Here is a 17,786-nt window from a genome sequence, read left to right as displayed (position 1 = left end):
ACCGCCTCAAGGCGGTGTTTGCTTATGCGGTCAACTCCAGCCTAATCAGGACTTCTTCAGTGATATCTTCGATTTCACTGTAGCCAGCCAGGGCAGCCAGTTCCTTTTCAAGTTTGCTTGCTTGATGAACACTGAACTGGGTGAGGTCAATTAAGTCCTGGCGTAACAGCGAGGTCATGGGATCGAAAATGGGGGCTGTCGAAATCCGTATGGCGAAGAAATCGCCGTACATACGTGCTTGCTTGATAAACATGATGCGTTCTTTAACGCCGGAAAAGTCTTGATGTAATTTGGACTCGATCGCGGTGATCTTATTGCCGGTTTTGGCTACGCGCAGATAGAGGTAATGGTGTTTGGCTTGCGCGCCTTCAATCCGTTTAATTGGCTCGGCAATCAAAGTGCTGGTGCGCCCTTTGAATAGTGGTTCCAGAGAAAACTGTTGGTTGTGGCCCAGCCGAGCATACAGTTCGAGGTACTTGGGGAGCGGAAAGTTTACCCCGATCACCGGAATTTTGAGTGATGATGCCGCAGCTTTACTGATAAACAGTGGCGCACTGAGGGTCCGTGACAGCAAAATGCTATGCAGTCTTTCTAACAGGGCGTTGCTGGGCAGCACTTCTTTTTGCGGCAGCAACTTGTCCTGATTGTGTTCGATGATGCTGTTAAAAAAGGCAATCACCCGCATGGTCTTACTGTTCTCATCGATAACCAGCTGTACGTTACGGCCGTCCGGGCTAACACGAATAACCCGGTAAGGGACATTATCGAGCGGCAGTTTCTTATCATACAGCTGCAATTCGCGATAGTTGATCCGTACTTCTTGTCCCGAGCGCAGTGCTATCGGCTTTGCCAAAGTGATCCCCAGCCCCCGTTTAGACAAGTCCATTGTCATCCCTTGCGAGGTGTTATCAGGCCCGGTGGTGAGTTCCAGTGGGGTTTTAAAACGATAGCGTGGCTCTTTACGCCGTGACTGGGCATCGAAATAGATGCCTTTGGGACTGCCGACAATTTTACGCACATGACGAAAGACGTTGAGGCTATTCGCTGGTAAACGTGGCTTTTCGGTCAGTAAGTAGTCCTGTCCGGATTTCTCGTCGGCTATTTCTTGTAAGATGCCGACGTGAGTCAGGGAGCGGGAGCACTCGGCAAGTTCTTTAGAGTGGGTGGCCAGGTCGTCTTTTTCTTTATCCGACAGTTCAAAGACGGAGATACGGAATGCGCGCCAGGTCGGGCGTTTAGCACCGAGATGCCAGAATAACTGGCGCTGTTCACGCGTCGCTTCCGGCATCATCATTGAGTAGAAGTAGGTTTTGTGGTCATGTTCATGGGTGAACGAGTACAACACGTTGCTGGTACCTGTGACCCCCGGTTGGATCAGTGAGGTGACGCGCTGCTGGTGAAACAGGGATCCCAGCACTTGCTGGTTACGTTCATCGTGCCAGTATTGCCATAATCGCTGGTTATTTGGTGTCAGCATTGCCAGCTTCAGCTCAGTGCCCTCAAAAAACAGCGGCAGGTTGCTGGTGTGTTTCAGTGCGATGTGCTCATAGCCCCGGGTACGTGCCCGAATGATCTTATCTTGGTTATCATGTCGGGCTCGTTTTACCGCGCTGTTAAGCGCTTCATCTATCACGCGCGCCACTACTTTGGTTTCAGTCAGGCGAATGGTACGCAAATAGCGGATAGCGTCATTTTCATAGCACTCATCAACCGCCAGTACCCGATACTGTATTGGCTTCTCAACGCCGGCCACCTGTGATGTCGTGGCGAACTCGGAAAACGTAACCTGGATCACCTCACCAAGGTTATAGTTGAAGGCGCTGGGGACTTTAAATCTCGCCCCTGAGCAGGAGAGATCGACACTCAGCCCATGTAAAATCTGGCCTTTAGAACGTGTAATTTCTACCTGAGACTGGACTTTCAGCCTTTTTTCCTGGCGCTTTAGATCATAGCCAATATGCAGCGGTTCCGCTAAAAATGGGCTCTTAGGGTCTGTTAACGGTTGTTCTTTGGTTTTGGTGCTACTTTTGCTCATGACGCGAAAGTTATTACGCGTGTTCACCAGCGCTTCCCATACGCCTTCTGTGTAGCTGCCGTATTTCTTAGTGCTTTTGTGGTAGGCGTTAAACGCTACATCGTCCAGCCAGTGTGAAATGCCATCCAGCAAATATTCGCGGCAGTCGCCTTTTACGCGACCACGTAAGTCGATGCTTTTTTTGCACGGTGCCATCAAACGGTTTAGCTCCATCTTGACTAAGAGCTTAGCCGACGGAGGTTCACTCTCCGTGAGCTGGCCCAACACAAAGTCAAAATCGTCGGCGCCGTAAACCGGGATAAGCCGTTCCGCGAGCGAGAGTATTTCAGATTGCTGCATGTTTTCTGTTAGAGTATGTCGTTAACTTTTAAGTATATCGGCCAAGTGAATCAGAACTTAAGTATATCAATAGTGAAGCGTTGATATGGAACGAGTTAGTCGGATTTGGTCACATTTGTTGAAATTGAGGCAGCATGGTAAAAGCAAAACGAGCATATGTATGTAATGACTGTGGCGCGGACTTTCCTCGTTGGCAAGGACAGTGTAATGCGTGTGGTGCATGGAATACCATTACTGAAGTGCGAATTGCAGCCTCTCCTGCAGCAGCCCGAAATGAGCGCCTGAGCGGTTATGCGGGCGCAGTGACTGAGGCAAAAGTGCAAACCTTAGCCGAAATTGATTTGCAGGAAGTGCCGAGGTTTACCAGCAGCTTCAAAGAGCTGGACAGGGTGCTTGGCGGCGGGATTGTACCGGGCGCGGCAATTTTGATCGGTGGTAACCCCGGTGCCGGCAAGTCGACTTTGCTGTTGCAGACGATGTGCCTACTCTCGGCACAGATGCCGACGCTCTACGTGACCGGGGAAGAGTCATTACAACAAGTGGCCATGCGCGCCGCGCGTCTGGGGTTGCCTAAAGATCATCTTAAAATGCTGTCGGAAACCAATGTTGACAAAATTTGCCAGATCGCCGAGAAAGAGCAACCGCGTATTATGGTGATTGACTCTATTCAGGTCATGCATGTGGCCGATGTGCAATCTTCACCGGGAAGTGTCGCTCAGGTCCGGGAATCGGCCACGGCGCTGACGCGTTATGCCAAACAGAATAATGTGGCGGTGTTTATTGTCGGTCATGTGACCAAAGACGGAACACTCGCCGGTCCTAAGGTACTTGAGCATATCATTGACTGTTCGGTGCTGCTTGATGGCGGCACAGACAGCCGTTTCCGCACCTTGCGCAGCCATAAAAACCGTTTTGGCGCGGTCAATGAGTTGGGGGTGTTTGCCATGACCGGACAAGGGTTGCGTGAGGTGAGTAACCCTTCCGCGATTTTCCTTTCCCGCGGTGAAGAAGAAACATCGGGTTCCTCGGTGATGGTGGTGTGGGAAGGGACCCGCCCACTACTGGTTGAGATCCAGGCGCTGGTGGATTATTCACAGCTGGCCAATCCACGCCGGGTGGCGGTTGGGCTGGAGCAAAACCGGCTTTCTTTGCTATTAGCTGTATTGCATAAACATGGCGGGCTGCAAATGGCGGATCAGGACGTCTTCGTCAATGTGGTTGGTGGGGTCAAAGTCACTGAAACCAGTGCCGATCTGGCACTGGTGATGGCGTTGTTGTCGAGTTTTCGCGATCGTGCGCTGCCAAAAGATGTGGTGGTATTTGGTGAAGTCGGTCTGGCGGGGGAAATTCGTCCGGTGCCAAGTGGTCAGGAACGCTTAAACGAAGCATTTAAACACGGCTTTAAAAAGGCCATCGTGCCTGCAGCAAATATGCCGAAAGGTGGGATTCCAGGCATGCAGATCCACGGGGTGAAGAAGTTGTCGGAAGCCCTGAGTGCATTTGATGAACTGTAATCCGTTGTGAATGGCGCAACTTAATTAAAATAGCAGGCGATCTTGTTGAATCTCTCCTCATTATTAGCAAAAAGAGTACACAAAACTTTAAGTTTGACTATTATTTGAGGACAGAAAATCTAGGTTAAAAGTTTTTTTTCTTCCAATGGCATGCAAGGGTATCAGTCTTGACAGATTGTGATATACTCTGCGCGCAATTTATACCTTATAAACAGAGTAAGACAATGGCAGATTTATCAAAGTACAGAAACATTGGTATTTTCGCGCACGTTGATGCGGGTAAAACTACCACCACTGAGCGTATCCTTAAGCTTACTGGTAAAATCCACAAAACTGGTGAAGTACATGACGGTGAGTCTACAACTGACTTCATGGAACAGGAAGCTGAGCGCGGTATCACAATCCAGTCAGCTGCGGTAACTTGTGAGTGGAAAGGCCACCGCCTAAACGTTATCGATACTCCGGGACACGTTGACTTTACAGTTGAAGTATACCGTTCACTTAAAGTACTAGACGGTGGTATCGGTGTATTCTGTGGTTCTGGTGGTGTTGAGCCTCAGTCAGAAACAAACTGGCGCTACGCGAACGATTCAGAAGTTGCTCGTCTGATCTTCGTAAACAAACTAGACCGTATGGGTGCAGACTTCTTCAACGTTGTTGACCAAGTGAAGAACGTACTTGGCGCTAACCCGCTAGTAATGACTCTGCCTATCGGTCGTGAAGACGATTTCGTTGGTGTTGTAGACATCCTAAACCGTCAAGCTTACGTTTGGGACGAAACCGGTCTACCAGAGAACTACGAAATCCAAGATATCCCAGCAGATATGGTTGACGACGTAGAGCAGTACCGTGAAGAGCTAGTTGAAACTGCTGTAGAGCAAGACGACGACCTGATGGAAGCTTACATGGAAGGCGAAGAGCCAACTGTTGAGCAACTAAAAGCTTGTATCCGTAAGGGTACTCGTGACCTAGCATTCTTCCCAACATTCTGTGGTTCTGCGTTTAAGAACAAAGGTATGCAACTTGTTCTTGACGCGGTAGTTGATTACCTACCAGCGCCAAATGAAGTTGATCCTCAGCCTCTGACAGATCCAGAAACTGGTGAGCCAACTGGTGAAGTAGCGACTGTATCTGCAGATGAGCCACTAAAAGCGCTAGCATTCAAGATCATGGATGACCGTTTTGGTGCACTAACATTCGTACGTATCTACTCTGGCCGTCTGAAGAAAGGTGATACAATCCTTAACTCAGCAACTGGTAAGACTGAGCGTATCGGTCGTATGTGTGAGATGCAAGCGGACGAGCGTAACGAACTTACTGAAGCTCAAGCGGGTGACATCATCGCTATCGTAGGTATGAAGAACGTTCAGACTGGTCACACTCTATGTGATCCTAAGCACGAATGTACTCTAGAAGCGATGATCTTCCCAGAACCAGTAATCTCTATCGCTGTTTCTCCGAAAGACAAAGGTTCTACTGAGAAAATGGGTATCGCGATCGGTAAGATGGTTGCAGAAGATCCATCATTCCAGGTTGAGACTGACGAAGACTCAGGCGAAACTATCCTGAAAGGTATGGGTGAACTTCACCTAGACATCAAGGTAGATATCCTTAAGCGTACTTACGGCGTTGAGCTAGAAGTAGGTGCTCCACAGGTAGCTTACCGCGAAACTATCACTCAAGCAGTTGAAGATAGCTACACGCACAAGAAACAGTCTGGTGGTTCTGGTCAGTTCGGTAAGATCGACTACCGCATCCGCCCAGGTGAGCCAAACTCTGGCTTCACGTTCTCTTCAACAGTTGTTGGTGGTAACGTACCTAAAGAATTCTGGCCTGCAGTTGAGAAAGGCTTCGCATCTATGATGGATACCGGTGTTCTAGCTGGCTTCCCAACTCTAGACGTAGAAGTTGAACTGTTCGACGGTGGTTTCCACGCAGTTGACTCTTCAGCTATCGCTTACGAAATCGCTGCTAAAGGTGCATTCCGCCAGTCTATGCCAAAAGCGGGTGCACAGCTTCTAGAGCCAATCATGGCTGTTGACGTATTCACTCCAGAAGACAACGTTGGTGACGTAATCGGTGACCTTAACCGTCGTCGTGGCATGATCAAAGACCAACAAGCTGGTACTACAGGCGTTCGTATTAAAGCTGACGTTCCTCTATCAGAAATGTTTGGCTACATCGGTCACCTACGTACTATCACTTCTGGTCGTGGTCAGTTCTCTATGGAGTTCGCACGTTACTCAGCTTGTCCAGCAAACGTTGCTGAGCAAGTTATCGCAGAAGTTAAAGAGCGTAACGCTAAGAAGTAATTCTTAAGTTAACTTGGTAATTTAAAACCCCTGTCGCGTAAGCGTCAGGGGTTTTTTGTTGGCTTGGGTTTATTGATGCCTCTGGCTTAGGTGGGTATTACGCTAATTCTTTCTTATACTTGCAAAGTGGTCCTGCCAAAACTTTTTATTCCGGGCCCGTCTTTTCGGTGCGCGCTCTGGGTTAACGTAAGCACCGCTGGCTAAGTCACCGTCACACAATTAGGGTGGTAAGCAGTGAATTATGCTCGATTAGCATCAGTAAATGAATCCACCAGATTAACGGTTATAGCCATGCTGGTATGGGGGATCGCAACACTGGCCTTCACTCAGTATGGCTACCCGCTGCTTGAACAGGGAAATCTGGGTGATAACGACAACTACATGCGTCTTTACCAGGTGCAGTTGTTGTTGGATACGGGGCAGTGGTATCAGCAACCCCTGCCACAGTTTAATCCTGAAGACGGGCGTATTTTGCATTGGTCGCGTTTGCCTGACTTACCGGTTGCCGCTGCAATGATACTCCATCAGTGGTTGGCAGGAGAGGCTGATGGAATCGCATTTGCGGTAAGCGTTGTACCGGCAGTGTATGGGGGGACACTGATCCTGGCGGTGACACACCTGACATACCGGGTATTCGGTTTTCCGGTTGCTGTACTCGCTGCTATCTCCACGCCATTATCTTTTGCCTATGCGAAATTCTTTCCCGGCAATATTGATCACCATAATATCCAGCTGATGCTGTTTGCGTTGTTTTTGCTGATGATGCCGTTGACGGCGAACGAGGCGCGGGACGTGTCGGCAAAAAACGCGCGTTGGGCGGCGGTATTTTTTAGTTTAGCGCTGTTGATCGGGCTCGAATCGATGCCATTTTACCTGCTGGTCATGTTTGGATTGTTTTTGGCGGTGGGAAGCAACGTACAGCAAGCCATGACACGATTTATTGGTTTGATTGGCCTTTGGACCGCTTTGCTGGGGGGGCTGGGACTGCTGCTCACCGAACCGTTTGATTATGCTGCCGCTGTGCATAGTGATGTGGCTTCATTGCCGCTGATGGCCCTCATCGGCGTGGCAGGGCTGGGATGTTGCTTTGGGGCCAAGACGGAAAACCGGATGAAGCTTAAAACACTCGTGATAACCTTACTGCTGGTGTCTCCGCTCGTCTATGGGTTTCCGGATATGCTGTTGGGGCCATACCACCATTATCCTGAAGTGTTGAAAACGTTTTGGCTGGATAAGGTTCAAGAGGCGATTCCGTTTTATAAACTACTGCTGGCCGTTCCGGGAGATCGGTTAACGATTTATGTCTTGATTGCGTTACTTACCCCGGCGATTGCGGTGTTTTTCGTTAAACAAGCCGAACAGAAACTGCTGTTGTTGTTGTACCTGGTTAGTGTTGTCCCGGTATTGTTCTGGCAAGTCAGAGTGATCACCTATTCATGTCTGCTAGGCTTGCCGCTGGCTGCGTATGTGATTTACTCCTGTTACCAAAGAGTGAAATTGCCATTCGTGCGGTTGTTGCCGTTTGTGATCTTTACTCCTGCTATTTCCTTTTCGCTATTTGCTCACGTGGTAAATCTCGCTGATTCTGCTGAAAGCTCTTTGATGCGCGGCAATCAGCTGGCAACAGTAGCAGCGCTGGCTCGCTTAGGTATTGAAGACAAACGGGTCTTGGCATCAATGTCGCTGGGAGCACCGATAGTGGCATACAGCAGTAACTCTGCCATATCAGCGCCTTATCACCGTAATATTGACGGGAATTTGTTTGCCATCCAGACCTGGATGAGTGAAGAAAGGGCACTCTTACATCATCAGCTACTGGCGAAGAAGATTGACTATGTGGTGGTCGATGATCGCGATCCGTTTCTTCGCTACCTTGCTAAACGGGCGCCGGGGCAGAGTTTTATTCATCAATTACTCGCCAGAACTAACCCTCCTTGGCTGGACTATGTTGGCGGTGATGAGCACGTGGCCATTTACCAGGTCAAGGAATAAATTTAGCCCTCATCCATAATCGGGCAAGGGCTAAAAGTGAGGTGATAACTCAACGTTAAGCGCCAACAGCAGGAGTGGCTTACTGCGTGGAAACTACTCTTCCCACACCACCAGTTGGCCTTTCGGCCAGTTCTGGCCTACCTGATGGTATTTCTGTTCAAGTACATGGCGTTTAATTTTCAGGGTCGGGGTTAAAATGCCGTTTTCGATTGTCCAGGGGTCTTTAATCATCAGTACCCCTTTGATTTGTTCGTGTGAGTCTAACTGTGAGTTCATTTTTTCAACGACTCTCTTGGTTGTGCGCTCATAACGGGCTCGGTCAAAGTGCGGGAAGTCATGCGGTACCACCAGCAGGATTGGCGCCGGGAGGCCGAGTCCTATCAGGCACATCATTTCTACGCGGCTGTATTCAAACAGCTTTTTCTCAATCGGTACCGGAGAGACAAATTTGCCCTTCGCCGTTTTAAACGTGTCCTTTTTACGCCCTTGAATGGTGAGGTAACCTTCAGCATCTAAACTGCCGATATCACCGGTGTGCAGCCATCCCTCGGAATCAAAGGCTTCCTGACTGGCAATGTCATTTTTGTAGTAACCGGAAAATACCCCTTGGCTGCGAACCATGATTTCATTGTCGGCGGCGATTTTCAGTTCTATGCCCGGGCCTGCATTACCAACGGTACCGATTTTGTCTGCACGGAACGGATAGTTCAGTGTGCTGTAGGCAAAAGACTCCGTCATGCCCCATGCTTCGGTAATGTTTAAACCAACCTGGTGATACCACTCCAGCAGCGCCGGGGAGACGGGGGCAGAGCCACACCCCAGTACTCTGGCTTGATCCAGTCCCAACCCTTCAGCCAGTTTTCGCTTAATCAGGGTATTGATAAGTGGGATTTTCAGCAAAAGATTAAGTCTTTTTTGTGGCAACTTATCCTGGATGCGCTGCTGAAACAGAGTCCAAAGACGTGGGACGGAAATAAACAGCGTAGGGCGATGCATTTTCACATCTTCAATAAAAGTATCAAGAGATTCAGGAAATGCAGTGGTAACCCCACCCATAATAGAAGAGCCGAAGATGTAGACTCGCTCAGTAATATGCGCTAGAGGCAGGTAAGAGAATAACCGGTCATCTTCTTCAATTCCGATATGATTGATCAGTTGTTGGGTTGACCAGTTGAATGCTCCGTAGGTCAGCATTGCCCCTTTCGGTACACCGGAGGTTCCCGAAGTATATACCAGCGACATCAGTTTATCATCGTAATGCTGGGGCCGTTCCAGGCTGGGTTCAACGTCAGCGATCAATGCTTTGAACTGATATTGGCAATCTGGCGCCGAATCATATGGTAGTGCGATACTAATCACATCGCTCAGCGAGTCAATCACTTGTTGTGTCACCGTGGCATCGTCGAGTTTTCCGGCGATTAAGGCCTTGCTTTCACTATGGGTAATGCAATACTCGATCGTGTCTGCACCTGCGGTCGGAAAGATCGGCACACTAACGTAATCACCAAGCATCAGCGCCAGATCGGTGATAAACCACTCGGCGCAGTTTTTGGAGATCAAAGCGATTTTGTCACCGGGTTCAAGGCCGAGCTTGCGCAACGCACTGACCAGCTTCAAGGCTTGGTCTGCCACGTCCTGGTAAGTGAAATCGACAAATTGTCGGTTGATGATCTGTCTTAGATAGACTTGGTTGGGACGCTCCTTGGCCCATTTCAATAACATTTCATTAGGTGGGGGGAGAGCGCAGCCAGCAGTAACAGTTGGGTTAGGCTGATTCATGTTCGGTGACTCCATGTCTTATCGAATTAGTTATTATGCTTGTTAATGCATTGTTAAATTTAGCATATTATTGACGGTGTTAGCAGCACTAATTCTTAAATATTTGTCATGGAAGCAAATGGGCGGGATCTGCTGATGTTGTATTGGTTTCTTTAAAGTATTGCTGGCGATAACTGGCAGGTGAAAGCCCGGTACGTTTCTTAAAGATCCGTGCGAAATATGAGATGTCCTGGTAACCGCACTGGTAGGCGATATAGGCAATTTTGAGTGAGGGCTGGCTGAGGAGCAGGCTTTTTGCCAGCGTGAGGCGCTTCTCAATTAAATAATCACGAAAACAAACCCCCATCTGCTTGCGAAAATATTTGGAAAAATAGGTGGCAGAGTAGTGGCATATTGCGGCGACGTCTTCTTCGCGGATTTCGCGCTGCAGGTTGTGTTCAACGAAATCAAGCACCTTGTTTAAATCGGTGTTAGCTGAGGGCTCTGAAGGGGAGATCACGATGGGATGGAGGCTTTCTGTGGGGTGAAGAAAGTATTTACGCTGCAGATGCAGTAACCACGGTGCAAAGCTTGCGCTATCTAATTGATAGACTTCACTGGTGATGGCGCGATCGGGCAGAGTTACCTCCTCTCCTTTGTCAGAGATGATAATAAGCTGCTTGTTTAAGTTGTTGCATAGTGTGCTTATGCATTTAATGGGAAGCGGGCTGTTATTCCCCAGATAGAGGAAAAAATAGTGCACACCAGGATCGCTGATGATCGATATATCATCACCGTACTCAACGACATGAAAATGTTGGTTGAGCTGTTTCAAGCATACCTGAGGCAGGGCCTTGGTCGGCTTTCCCAGCCAGCAAATCCGTGACTTCATCCACTGCTCCGTTTGTTTTTTGTTCATTCTGGCATTGCAGCTTGTGAGCTGGTCCATTTAGTTAAGCGTAGATGAAAAAAGCGGATGAGGAGCCCCTGACTCTCTGAATTGAGTCAGCGGTCATTATTTCAGGTTAGATAAGATGTGATAGTAAATAGGCCTACTCAAAAACAAATAATTCTGACCGTGTGATAAATGGTCGCCTATCTTTGAAGTATGCTGCAACTCAAAAAGAGCATGCATCATATTGATCATCTTGTTTAGTTGGACAACAGGGGAAGGAAAATGGACAAGTTCAAACAAATAGTCAAAAACTTCTGCAATGATGAAGAAGGACTGACTTTACTGGAATATATTTTGGGTGCGGCACTGATCGTTGCGGCAATGCTTAGCCTGGGCTTCTGGGAAACATTGGCCAATGCGTTCAGCAATGTATCCAGCGATATTGACGGTATTTAAACCTGATCTGTCGTCAGACGGTTAGATTAATAGTGATGAGAGATGGCGGTAGCTTATCGCAACCTGGGTACCCGGTGCGTATACACCGGGTACCCAGTTAGTTATACGCAACACAATTTTAGTTTTTGTCACGGTTTGACTTGCAGAGCCAGAGTTTATATCCCGTTGTCAGGGGAAAAGATAGTAGCCATCATAACCATTGGTGATCGACGTATCATTGCCATCAGCCACCACTCAAATAACTCGCCAGAGCCACGCTAAGCATGCCTGTGAGCGGGTTTCGGCCAGTTTAGCCAACCAGTGACTTTCTGTTTTTATCCACTCTTCAATTTGTCTTTTCTTCATCATGGTAGTGCTGTTTCCACGTGGACCCATTATTTAAGTGTAGATAAAAAAATGGCGGCTAAGAAGTCGCTAACTTCCTGTATTGAGGGAAGTGTCATTATTTCACAGCAAACAAGCCACTATGGCAAAAAAGTCCTACTCAAAGACAAAAAAGTCCTAACTAACAAAACAGTCTCTAATCTATCTTTGAATTGTGACGCATGTCGAAAAGATGGTGTCACCTTAATCATCTTGCTTGATAGGACAACAGGGGAAGGAAAATGGACAAATTCACACAAGCAGTTAAAAACTTCTGGAATGATGAAGAAGGTCTCACTTTACTAGAGTACATTTTGGGTGCAGCACTGATCGTTGCGGCTATGCTTAGCTTAGGTTTCTGGGAAACATTGGCAAACGCATTTAGTAACGTCGCGAGTGATATTGACGGTATCTAAATGTAACTCGTAATTCGTAATGATGAGGCTAGATTCATAATGATAATAGATATTGCGATCTGGTCGTTGCTCATCGCAATCGGGGTATCCGATGCGCAAAGACATCGGATACCTAATCAAATGGTGGTGCTGCTGCTGGTATTAGTCGTAACCGCAGTTGCCACCATTTCACCAGCTGACTGGTCCGAACACGCTTATGGTGGAATTGTTACTTTCGGCATTGGTTTGGGCTTGTATGCCATCGGGGCTATGGCTGGTGGAGACGTTAAACTGCTCGCAGTGATTGGTGCGTGGTTAGGGCTAGAAAAAATGGGAGAGGCGGTGGTCTGTATAATCCTTGCTGGTGGAGTAGTGGGTGCGTTCTATTTGGCACTTTTCACCATTCATTCCGGTTATTCAGTGTCTCATCAGGCCAAAGGTTATTGTTTAGATAAAGTCACACCAAACTTTGGCCGAAAGTCAAAAATGGTGATTCCTTTTGCTCCCGTGATTGTTATCGGCTTAGCGTATTACTCATATACCCATTAGTACCAGTCTGTCTGACGAAGCGTGTCAGTATCATTGGGAATACTACAACCGATTAACAGGAGGGAGCAATATGGGCTCCGTAATAATGGATAAGCTCGTGCCGCAAATCAGTCCACCCAAAGTCCCAGCCTCTGAAGATGCGTTGGGTATCCCTCCGTCAGTGGTTGAAAATCTGGTGCTGAAGCATCTATCTGCCTACCCGAAATGCGATTTAATTGAGTTAACCAACCGCTTGTGTGTGGTTTCCCACATTGTGGAAAATGCGTTGGCGCAATTGCGAAAGCGCAGCTGGGTCGAAGTGTATCAACCGGTCACGGAGCAATTAACTAATGCCTACACTAACGTGCGTTATGGTCTGACAGAACTCGGGATGGCCGAGGCCGAGCTGGCCTTTCGCAAAGATGCCTACATCGGTCCGGTGCCGGTATCACTGGAGGCGTACTGGGCTGTTGTGGAGGGGCAGGATTTGAGGAAATATCCGATCCAGCGGCCAGATGTTGAGCGGGCACTGTCGGATGTGTTTGGCTCCGAGCGCTTGGTCCCGATATTGGGGCCAGCGATCAACTCGGGCCGGGCGATGCTGCTTTACGGTCACGCGGGTACGGGTAAAAGTTATGTCGCGGCCCGAGTGCTGAATGCATTGAATACTGCGGTGTTTATCCCCTACGCAATATATGCTGACGGCAATATCATTAAAGTCTTTTCTGAGCACCATCACCGCCGGTTGGATAACTCACACTCCCAAGTGTTCGTTAAATTGGATCAGCATTATGACAAGCGCTGGGTGCTGTGTGAACGACCGAACATTCAGGTCGGCGGGGAGCTGACCCTGGACATGCTGGAAGTGAATCACAGTGAGCATAACCGGGTGTGGATTGCGCCGCTGCAAATGATGGCCAATAACGGCATTTTTGTTATCGATGATTTGGGACGCCAGTCGATGCCGGTTGACGCCTTGCTCAATCGCTGGATTGTGCCGATGGAGTATCTGTTTGACCACCTGGCATTACCCAACGGGCAGCAAATTACCGTGCCGTTCTTATTAACTCTGGCGTTCTCATCTAACTTACCTCCGAGCGTGATTGCCGATCCGGCTTTCTTGCGCCGCCTGGGTTACAAAGTGGAATTTATTCCTCTGGAACTTAAGGATTACACCGCTTTGTGGAACTCGCTGGCGAAAGATTATGCGATGGAGCTTCCCAGCGGTTTTTTTGACGACTTAATAGCGTTACATAACGACAGTGGCACAGCGTACTTCCCTTGTTTACCCAAAGATTTACTCGGTATCAGCCGGGACATTTTGCAGTTTGAAGGGAAAGAAAAAGTGGTGACCTCAGACATCCTCACCAGAGCCTGGGGATTGTACTTCACCGTGGATGAATAAAGGAGAAAAGGATTATGAGCCGAACTCAAGTTGTGATGCTGCTGCTCCTTTCCGTTGTTTTTGGTCTTGGCGCGGTGATTATTGCCAAGCAATGGTTAGAAGGGCAAAACCAGCCGACGGTAGAACTGGAAGAAGTTGAGCGTCATCCGGTACTGGTGGCGGCAATGGAGCTGGAACCGGGAACCATCCTGGAAGAGAAACACTTATCGACGAAACTGATGGAGGTGGAATGGATCGGTGAAAGAACATTGAAGGTGCCTGAGCAAGCGGTGGGACGCATTGTTGCCAATACGATTTATGACGGTGAAATGGTACACCCTGATCGTTTGGCCCAGCCCGGTGAAGGGGCGACTCTGGCTGCATTGATTCCGGAAAGCAAACGTGCGGTGACTATCCGGGTTAATGATGTCATTGGGGTTGCCGGATTCTTGCTGCCGGGGAATAAAGTGGATGTGCTTAATACGGTCAAACGGGGTAAAAACAGTGCCTCGACCAATACGGTGTTGAAGAACATCAAAGTACTGGCAGTGGACCAAACCGCCAAAACCAAGGACAACCGGCCGGTGATTGTCCGTGCTGTCACCCTCGAAGTGACACCCAAAGAAGCAGAAAAATTACTAACGGAAAACAGCAAGGGGCATATTCAATTGGCACTGCGTAATCCGCATGAAGTTGACAAACCAGTGGCCGCGAAGCGTTATGTACCACGACCAAGTGTAACCGTAATTAAAGGCACTCAAGCGTCCAGCGTTAGAGTGAGTAATTAGGTGAACTATGAAAACAACAATACTTATCTTGTGTCAGTTACTTTTTGTGAGCTTTTCAGTCAACGCGGCTACCGCTCAGTCCGGGAAAATAGTCAGCGTACCACATCATCAATCGACACAGTTGATGATTTCTGGCAAAGCGAAGAAGGTGACATTGGGGGATCCGGAAGTACTCGATATTTTGGTGTTGCGATCCAATGAGCTGTTTTTAATTGGTAAAAAACTCGGGACGACCAACGTCTCGGTCTGGGACAGCCGTGGCCGGATTATTGAATCCTTTAACGTAGAAGTCACTCACGATCTCAATACCTTGAAAGCTAAGCTTCACCAGTTTTTACCGGATGAGAATATAGAAGTGCACAGCTCACTGGAAAAAATTGTCCTCAAAGGCTTGGTCAGCAGCCAGCAGAATATGGATACCGCGATCAAGCTGGCGGAAACCTTTTCCTTTGGTGATGCGGCCGATGAAGGGGAGGATAAAGGCGGTAAGGATGAAGAGAGCCCGGTGATTAACTTGCTCGCCATTGGTGGGGCCCAGCAGGTAACGCTGGAAGTGACAGTAGCCGAGGTGCAACGTTCGTTAGTACGCCGTTTCGACTCCAACTTCCACTTTTTCCAACGCAGTGGGGATTTTACCTGGGGAGCGACCACCGCTGGTGGCGGCATCGATAATATTGGTCCGATTTTAAATGTGCCAAGTGTCGATGATTTTGGGTTCCTGGGGTCGTTCATTGATAGTAATACCCTGTTTACCTTCGCTTTGGATGTGGCTAAACAAAACGGTGTCGCCAAGGTGTTGGCAGAGCCAAGTTTGACGGCCCTGAGTGGCACAAAAGCGGAGTTTGTTGCCGGTGGGGAATTCCCCATTCCGGTACCGAACGACGATGGTATTACCATTGATTATAAAGAGTACGGTGTTCAGTTAGACTTTGTGCCTTTTATTCTCAGTGATAAGAAAATTAACCTTAAGCTCAACGTTAACGTGAGTGAAATTTCCAATTCTGGTGTGCTGACTTTCAATCCTGGAGAAGTGAATGCAACATTTTTCATTCCGCCAATTACCAAACGCAGTGCAGGCACTACACTTGAATTAGCGGATGGACAAACGATAGGGATCGCTGGCTTGTTGAGTGAAAACTCTCGCAATGTTGCGGACGGTATTCCGGGAGCAAGTGATATTCCGGTTTTGGGGCGATTATTTAAGAGTGAAGAGTTTACTTCAGGTGAAACCGAGTTGGTCATTCTGGTAACGCCGCGTTTGGCGACACCAATAGACCGACGCAGGATCACTTTGCCGACCGATGCGTATGTCAGTCCGAATGATGTGGAGTTTTACCTGCTAGGCAAAGGGGCTGAACTGGATTTCGACCGTTATCGGCTCAATGACATAAATGAACAATCTGATAATAGTGCCTTACAGTATGGAACGTCAGAAGGTGGTTCTGAGGGTAAATTCGGGCACAGCCTGTAAGTGGAGGAAAAGATGAAAAACATAATGCTATTAACCATTTGTTTCACATCGCTCGGCTTGCTCGGCTGCGCGAATGACCCTGAGCTTGGCATATCTTTAAGCCAGTTACGTGCGGAACAAACACTTAACACTAATGCCTGGTATGAAAACCTCGATTATCTACCGGAAGGAAGTGGTGAACGTACTCAAACCAGCTTAGAGATATACAACAATAACGGGGTAGCCAAAAAGAAATAAGTGAAGTTTCACTTGGGGAGGGGCTATGGTCAGGATAAATCGCCGGGCACTGAAGCAATATCAGCAAGGCATTACTTTGGTGCTCTTGAGTCTGGTGATGTTGATATTGCTAGGTATGGCAGCATTTGGTATCGACATTAACAACCAGGTTCTCAACCGGACAAGACTGCAAAATGCGGTCGATGCTGCGGCGTTGGCCGGGGCGGTGGTTGCGGATGACAGTAGTGACGTTGATGCGGCGGAAGCGGCAGCCAGGGCTACGTTAGTTAGCTTTGTCGCCACATCCGGCAATAACCAACTGATCCGCAATGAAAACTTCAGTGTAAGCAATGATGGCAACACGTCGGTGACCTTCTCACATGATCTGGAGAACTTTGTTGACGCGGCCAGCTTTGCCCCTCCTGCGGGTGATTATGACATTTATGTCCGGGTTCAGGTTACGGGGATGCCGCTCACCCAGTATTTAGCCGGTGTGTTTGGGATTGGGCAGACAGTGTCTGCCAGTGCCGTCGCGGGGCGCAGTGCGGCGGTGATCGAGTCGTGTAACCTAACGCCGATTGCCATGTGTGGCGAGCCGACTGGTAGCGCGGAAGATGCCTGGGGATATAACCCGCTGGGTTATGATCCAAATACCTCAACCGACCCGACACTGGTGCACGAACTCAAGGTCGGGGATCAGGACAATACCGACATGGGGCCGGGTAACTTCCAGCTTCTCGACTTTGGCCAGGATACCGCCAACAGCGGTGCAGCACTGGTGCGTGATGCGTTATCCGGCGCTTACAATGGCTGTGCGACCATTGGTGATACAGTCGTCACCAAGCCGGGTAGTAGTGTCGGTCCGGTGGCTCAGGGGATTAATACCCGGCTGAATGATTTTTCCGGTCCGATCAAAAACGACGGCACCGTATTACCGGACAAATATGTGCGTGAGCCGGATGTGTTAGCTGAGTCAGGGGAGCTTTATGCCGGCGATCTCTATTATTCCAATTACCTGCAAGAGCTAAGTGCATGCGAAAGTGGTGGCTCTCCTTGTGACTCTGCCAGTTACACCGGTGACTCAGGTGAGCGTGGCCGGCGTATATTACGCGTTCCTATCGTTAACTGCACGGCGTCGACAGGTAAATCTGAATTTGATGTGCTCGGCTTTGGTTGTTTTTTCCTGCTGCAGAAAGTGGACAATTCCGGACAGGCAGCAGTGTTTGGACAGTTTTTGTATGAGTGTCCGATCAATAACGGATCTACAGGAGTTGATCCGACAGACAAAGGCTTCTATCGCATTCAGCTTTACAAAGATCCATCAGGTGGGGCGTCTTAGC

General features: G+C 48.7%; 14 protein-coding genes. 11 read left to right on the top strand and 3 right to left on the bottom strand.

Annotation, left to right across the window (positions count from 1 at the left end; genetic code table 11):
• Nucleotides 1-22: 22 nt before the first annotated feature.
• Nucleotides 23-2,374: a PilZ domain-containing protein gene (locus tag P2G85_RS12180; protein WP_275864352.1), complete on the bottom strand. Its 2,352-nt coding sequence runs from the start codon at nucleotides 2,372-2,374 to the stop codon at nucleotides 23-25.
• Between the two features lie 134 nt (nucleotides 2,375-2,508).
• Here P2G85_RS12180 and radA point away from each other — a divergent pair, with 134 nt between their 5' ends.
• The 3 genes from radA to P2G85_RS12165 all read left to right on the top strand — a co-directional run bounded on the left by radA (nucleotide 2,509) and on the right by P2G85_RS12165 (nucleotide 8,192).
• Nucleotides 2,509-3,888, top strand: a complete 1,380-nt coding sequence (gene radA, locus P2G85_RS12175) for a DNA repair protein RadA (protein WP_275864351.1) — start codon at nucleotides 2,509-2,511, stop codon at nucleotides 3,886-3,888.
• Between the two features lie 224 nt (nucleotides 3,889-4,112).
• Nucleotides 4,113-6,200 (top strand): elongation factor G, encoded by a 2,088-nt coding sequence (gene fusA / locus P2G85_RS12170; RefSeq protein ID WP_275864350.1) that lies wholly within the window; start codon nucleotides 4,113-4,115, stop codon nucleotides 6,198-6,200.
• A gap of 234 nt (nucleotides 6,201-6,434) precedes the next feature.
• A complete protein-coding gene (locus tag P2G85_RS12165; protein WP_275864349.1) occupies nucleotides 6,435-8,192 on the top strand; it encodes a hypothetical protein in 1,758 nt (585 codons plus the stop codon).
• A 93-nt stretch (nucleotides 8,193-8,285) separates the two neighbouring features.
• On the opposite strand, the gene P2G85_RS12160 is transcribed toward P2G85_RS12165, so the two are convergent.
• Nucleotides 8,286-9,971, bottom strand: a complete 1,686-nt coding sequence (locus tag P2G85_RS12160) for an AMP-binding protein (protein WP_275864348.1) — start codon at nucleotides 9,969-9,971, stop codon at nucleotides 8,286-8,288.
• 106 nt (nucleotides 9,972-10,077) lie between these two features.
• On the bottom strand, nucleotides 10,078-10,869 hold the full coding sequence (locus P2G85_RS12155) for an AraC family transcriptional regulator (protein WP_275864347.1): 792 nt from the start codon (nucleotides 10,867-10,869) through the stop codon (nucleotides 10,078-10,080).
• 258 nt (nucleotides 10,870-11,127) lie between these two features.
• On the opposite strand from P2G85_RS12155, the gene P2G85_RS12150 reads away from it, so the two are divergent.
• The 8 genes from P2G85_RS12150 (at nucleotide 11,128) to P2G85_RS12115 (ending at nucleotide 17,785) form a co-directional block, all read left to right on the top strand.
• Nucleotides 11,128-11,301 (top strand): hypothetical protein, encoded by a 174-nt coding sequence (locus P2G85_RS12150; protein ID WP_275864346.1) that lies wholly within the window; start codon nucleotides 11,128-11,130, stop codon nucleotides 11,299-11,301.
• 605 nt (nucleotides 11,302-11,906) lie between these two features.
• Nucleotides 11,907-12,080 (top strand): hypothetical protein, encoded by a 174-nt coding sequence (locus tag P2G85_RS12145; RefSeq protein WP_275864345.1) that lies wholly within the window; start codon nucleotides 11,907-11,909, stop codon nucleotides 12,078-12,080.
• Between the two features lie 39 nt (nucleotides 12,081-12,119).
• Complete coding sequence (locus P2G85_RS12140) at nucleotides 12,120-12,608, top strand: A24 family peptidase (protein ID WP_275864344.1); 489 nt, start codon at nucleotides 12,120-12,122, stop codon at nucleotides 12,606-12,608.
• 70 nt (nucleotides 12,609-12,678) lie between these two features.
• The gene (locus P2G85_RS12135) at nucleotides 12,679-13,992 is read left to right on the top strand and encodes an AAA family ATPase (protein ID WP_275864343.1); all 1,314 of its coding nucleotides are present in this window, start codon (nucleotides 12,679-12,681) and stop codon (nucleotides 13,990-13,992) included.
• A gap of 14 nt (nucleotides 13,993-14,006) precedes the next feature.
• Entirely contained in the window at nucleotides 14,007-14,759 is a 753-nt protein-coding gene (gene cpaB, locus P2G85_RS12130; protein ID WP_275864342.1) for a Flp pilus assembly protein CpaB, read from the top strand.
• A 7-nt stretch (nucleotides 14,760-14,766) separates the two neighbouring features.
• Nucleotides 14,767-16,230: a type II and III secretion system protein family protein gene (locus tag P2G85_RS12125; RefSeq protein WP_275864341.1), complete on the top strand. Its 1,464-nt coding sequence runs from the start codon at nucleotides 14,767-14,769 to the stop codon at nucleotides 16,228-16,230.
• Between the two features lie 12 nt (nucleotides 16,231-16,242).
• Complete coding sequence (locus P2G85_RS12120) at nucleotides 16,243-16,467, top strand: hypothetical protein (RefSeq protein ID WP_275864340.1); 225 nt, start codon at nucleotides 16,243-16,245, stop codon at nucleotides 16,465-16,467.
• 25 nt (nucleotides 16,468-16,492) lie between these two features.
• Complete coding sequence (locus P2G85_RS12115; protein WP_275864339.1) at nucleotides 16,493-17,785, top strand: pilus assembly protein TadG-related protein; 1,293 nt, start codon at nucleotides 16,493-16,495, stop codon at nucleotides 17,783-17,785.
• The last annotated feature ends 1 nt before the right edge of the window (nucleotide 17,786 follow it).

This window comes from Vibrio sp. CAU 1672 (assembly GCF_029223195.1).
GTDB lineage: Bacteria > Pseudomonadota > Gammaproteobacteria > Enterobacterales > Vibrionaceae > Vibrio.
The sequence above is the reverse complement of the archived record's forward strand: the minus strand, read 5'-3'. Positions and strand labels throughout refer to the sequence as shown.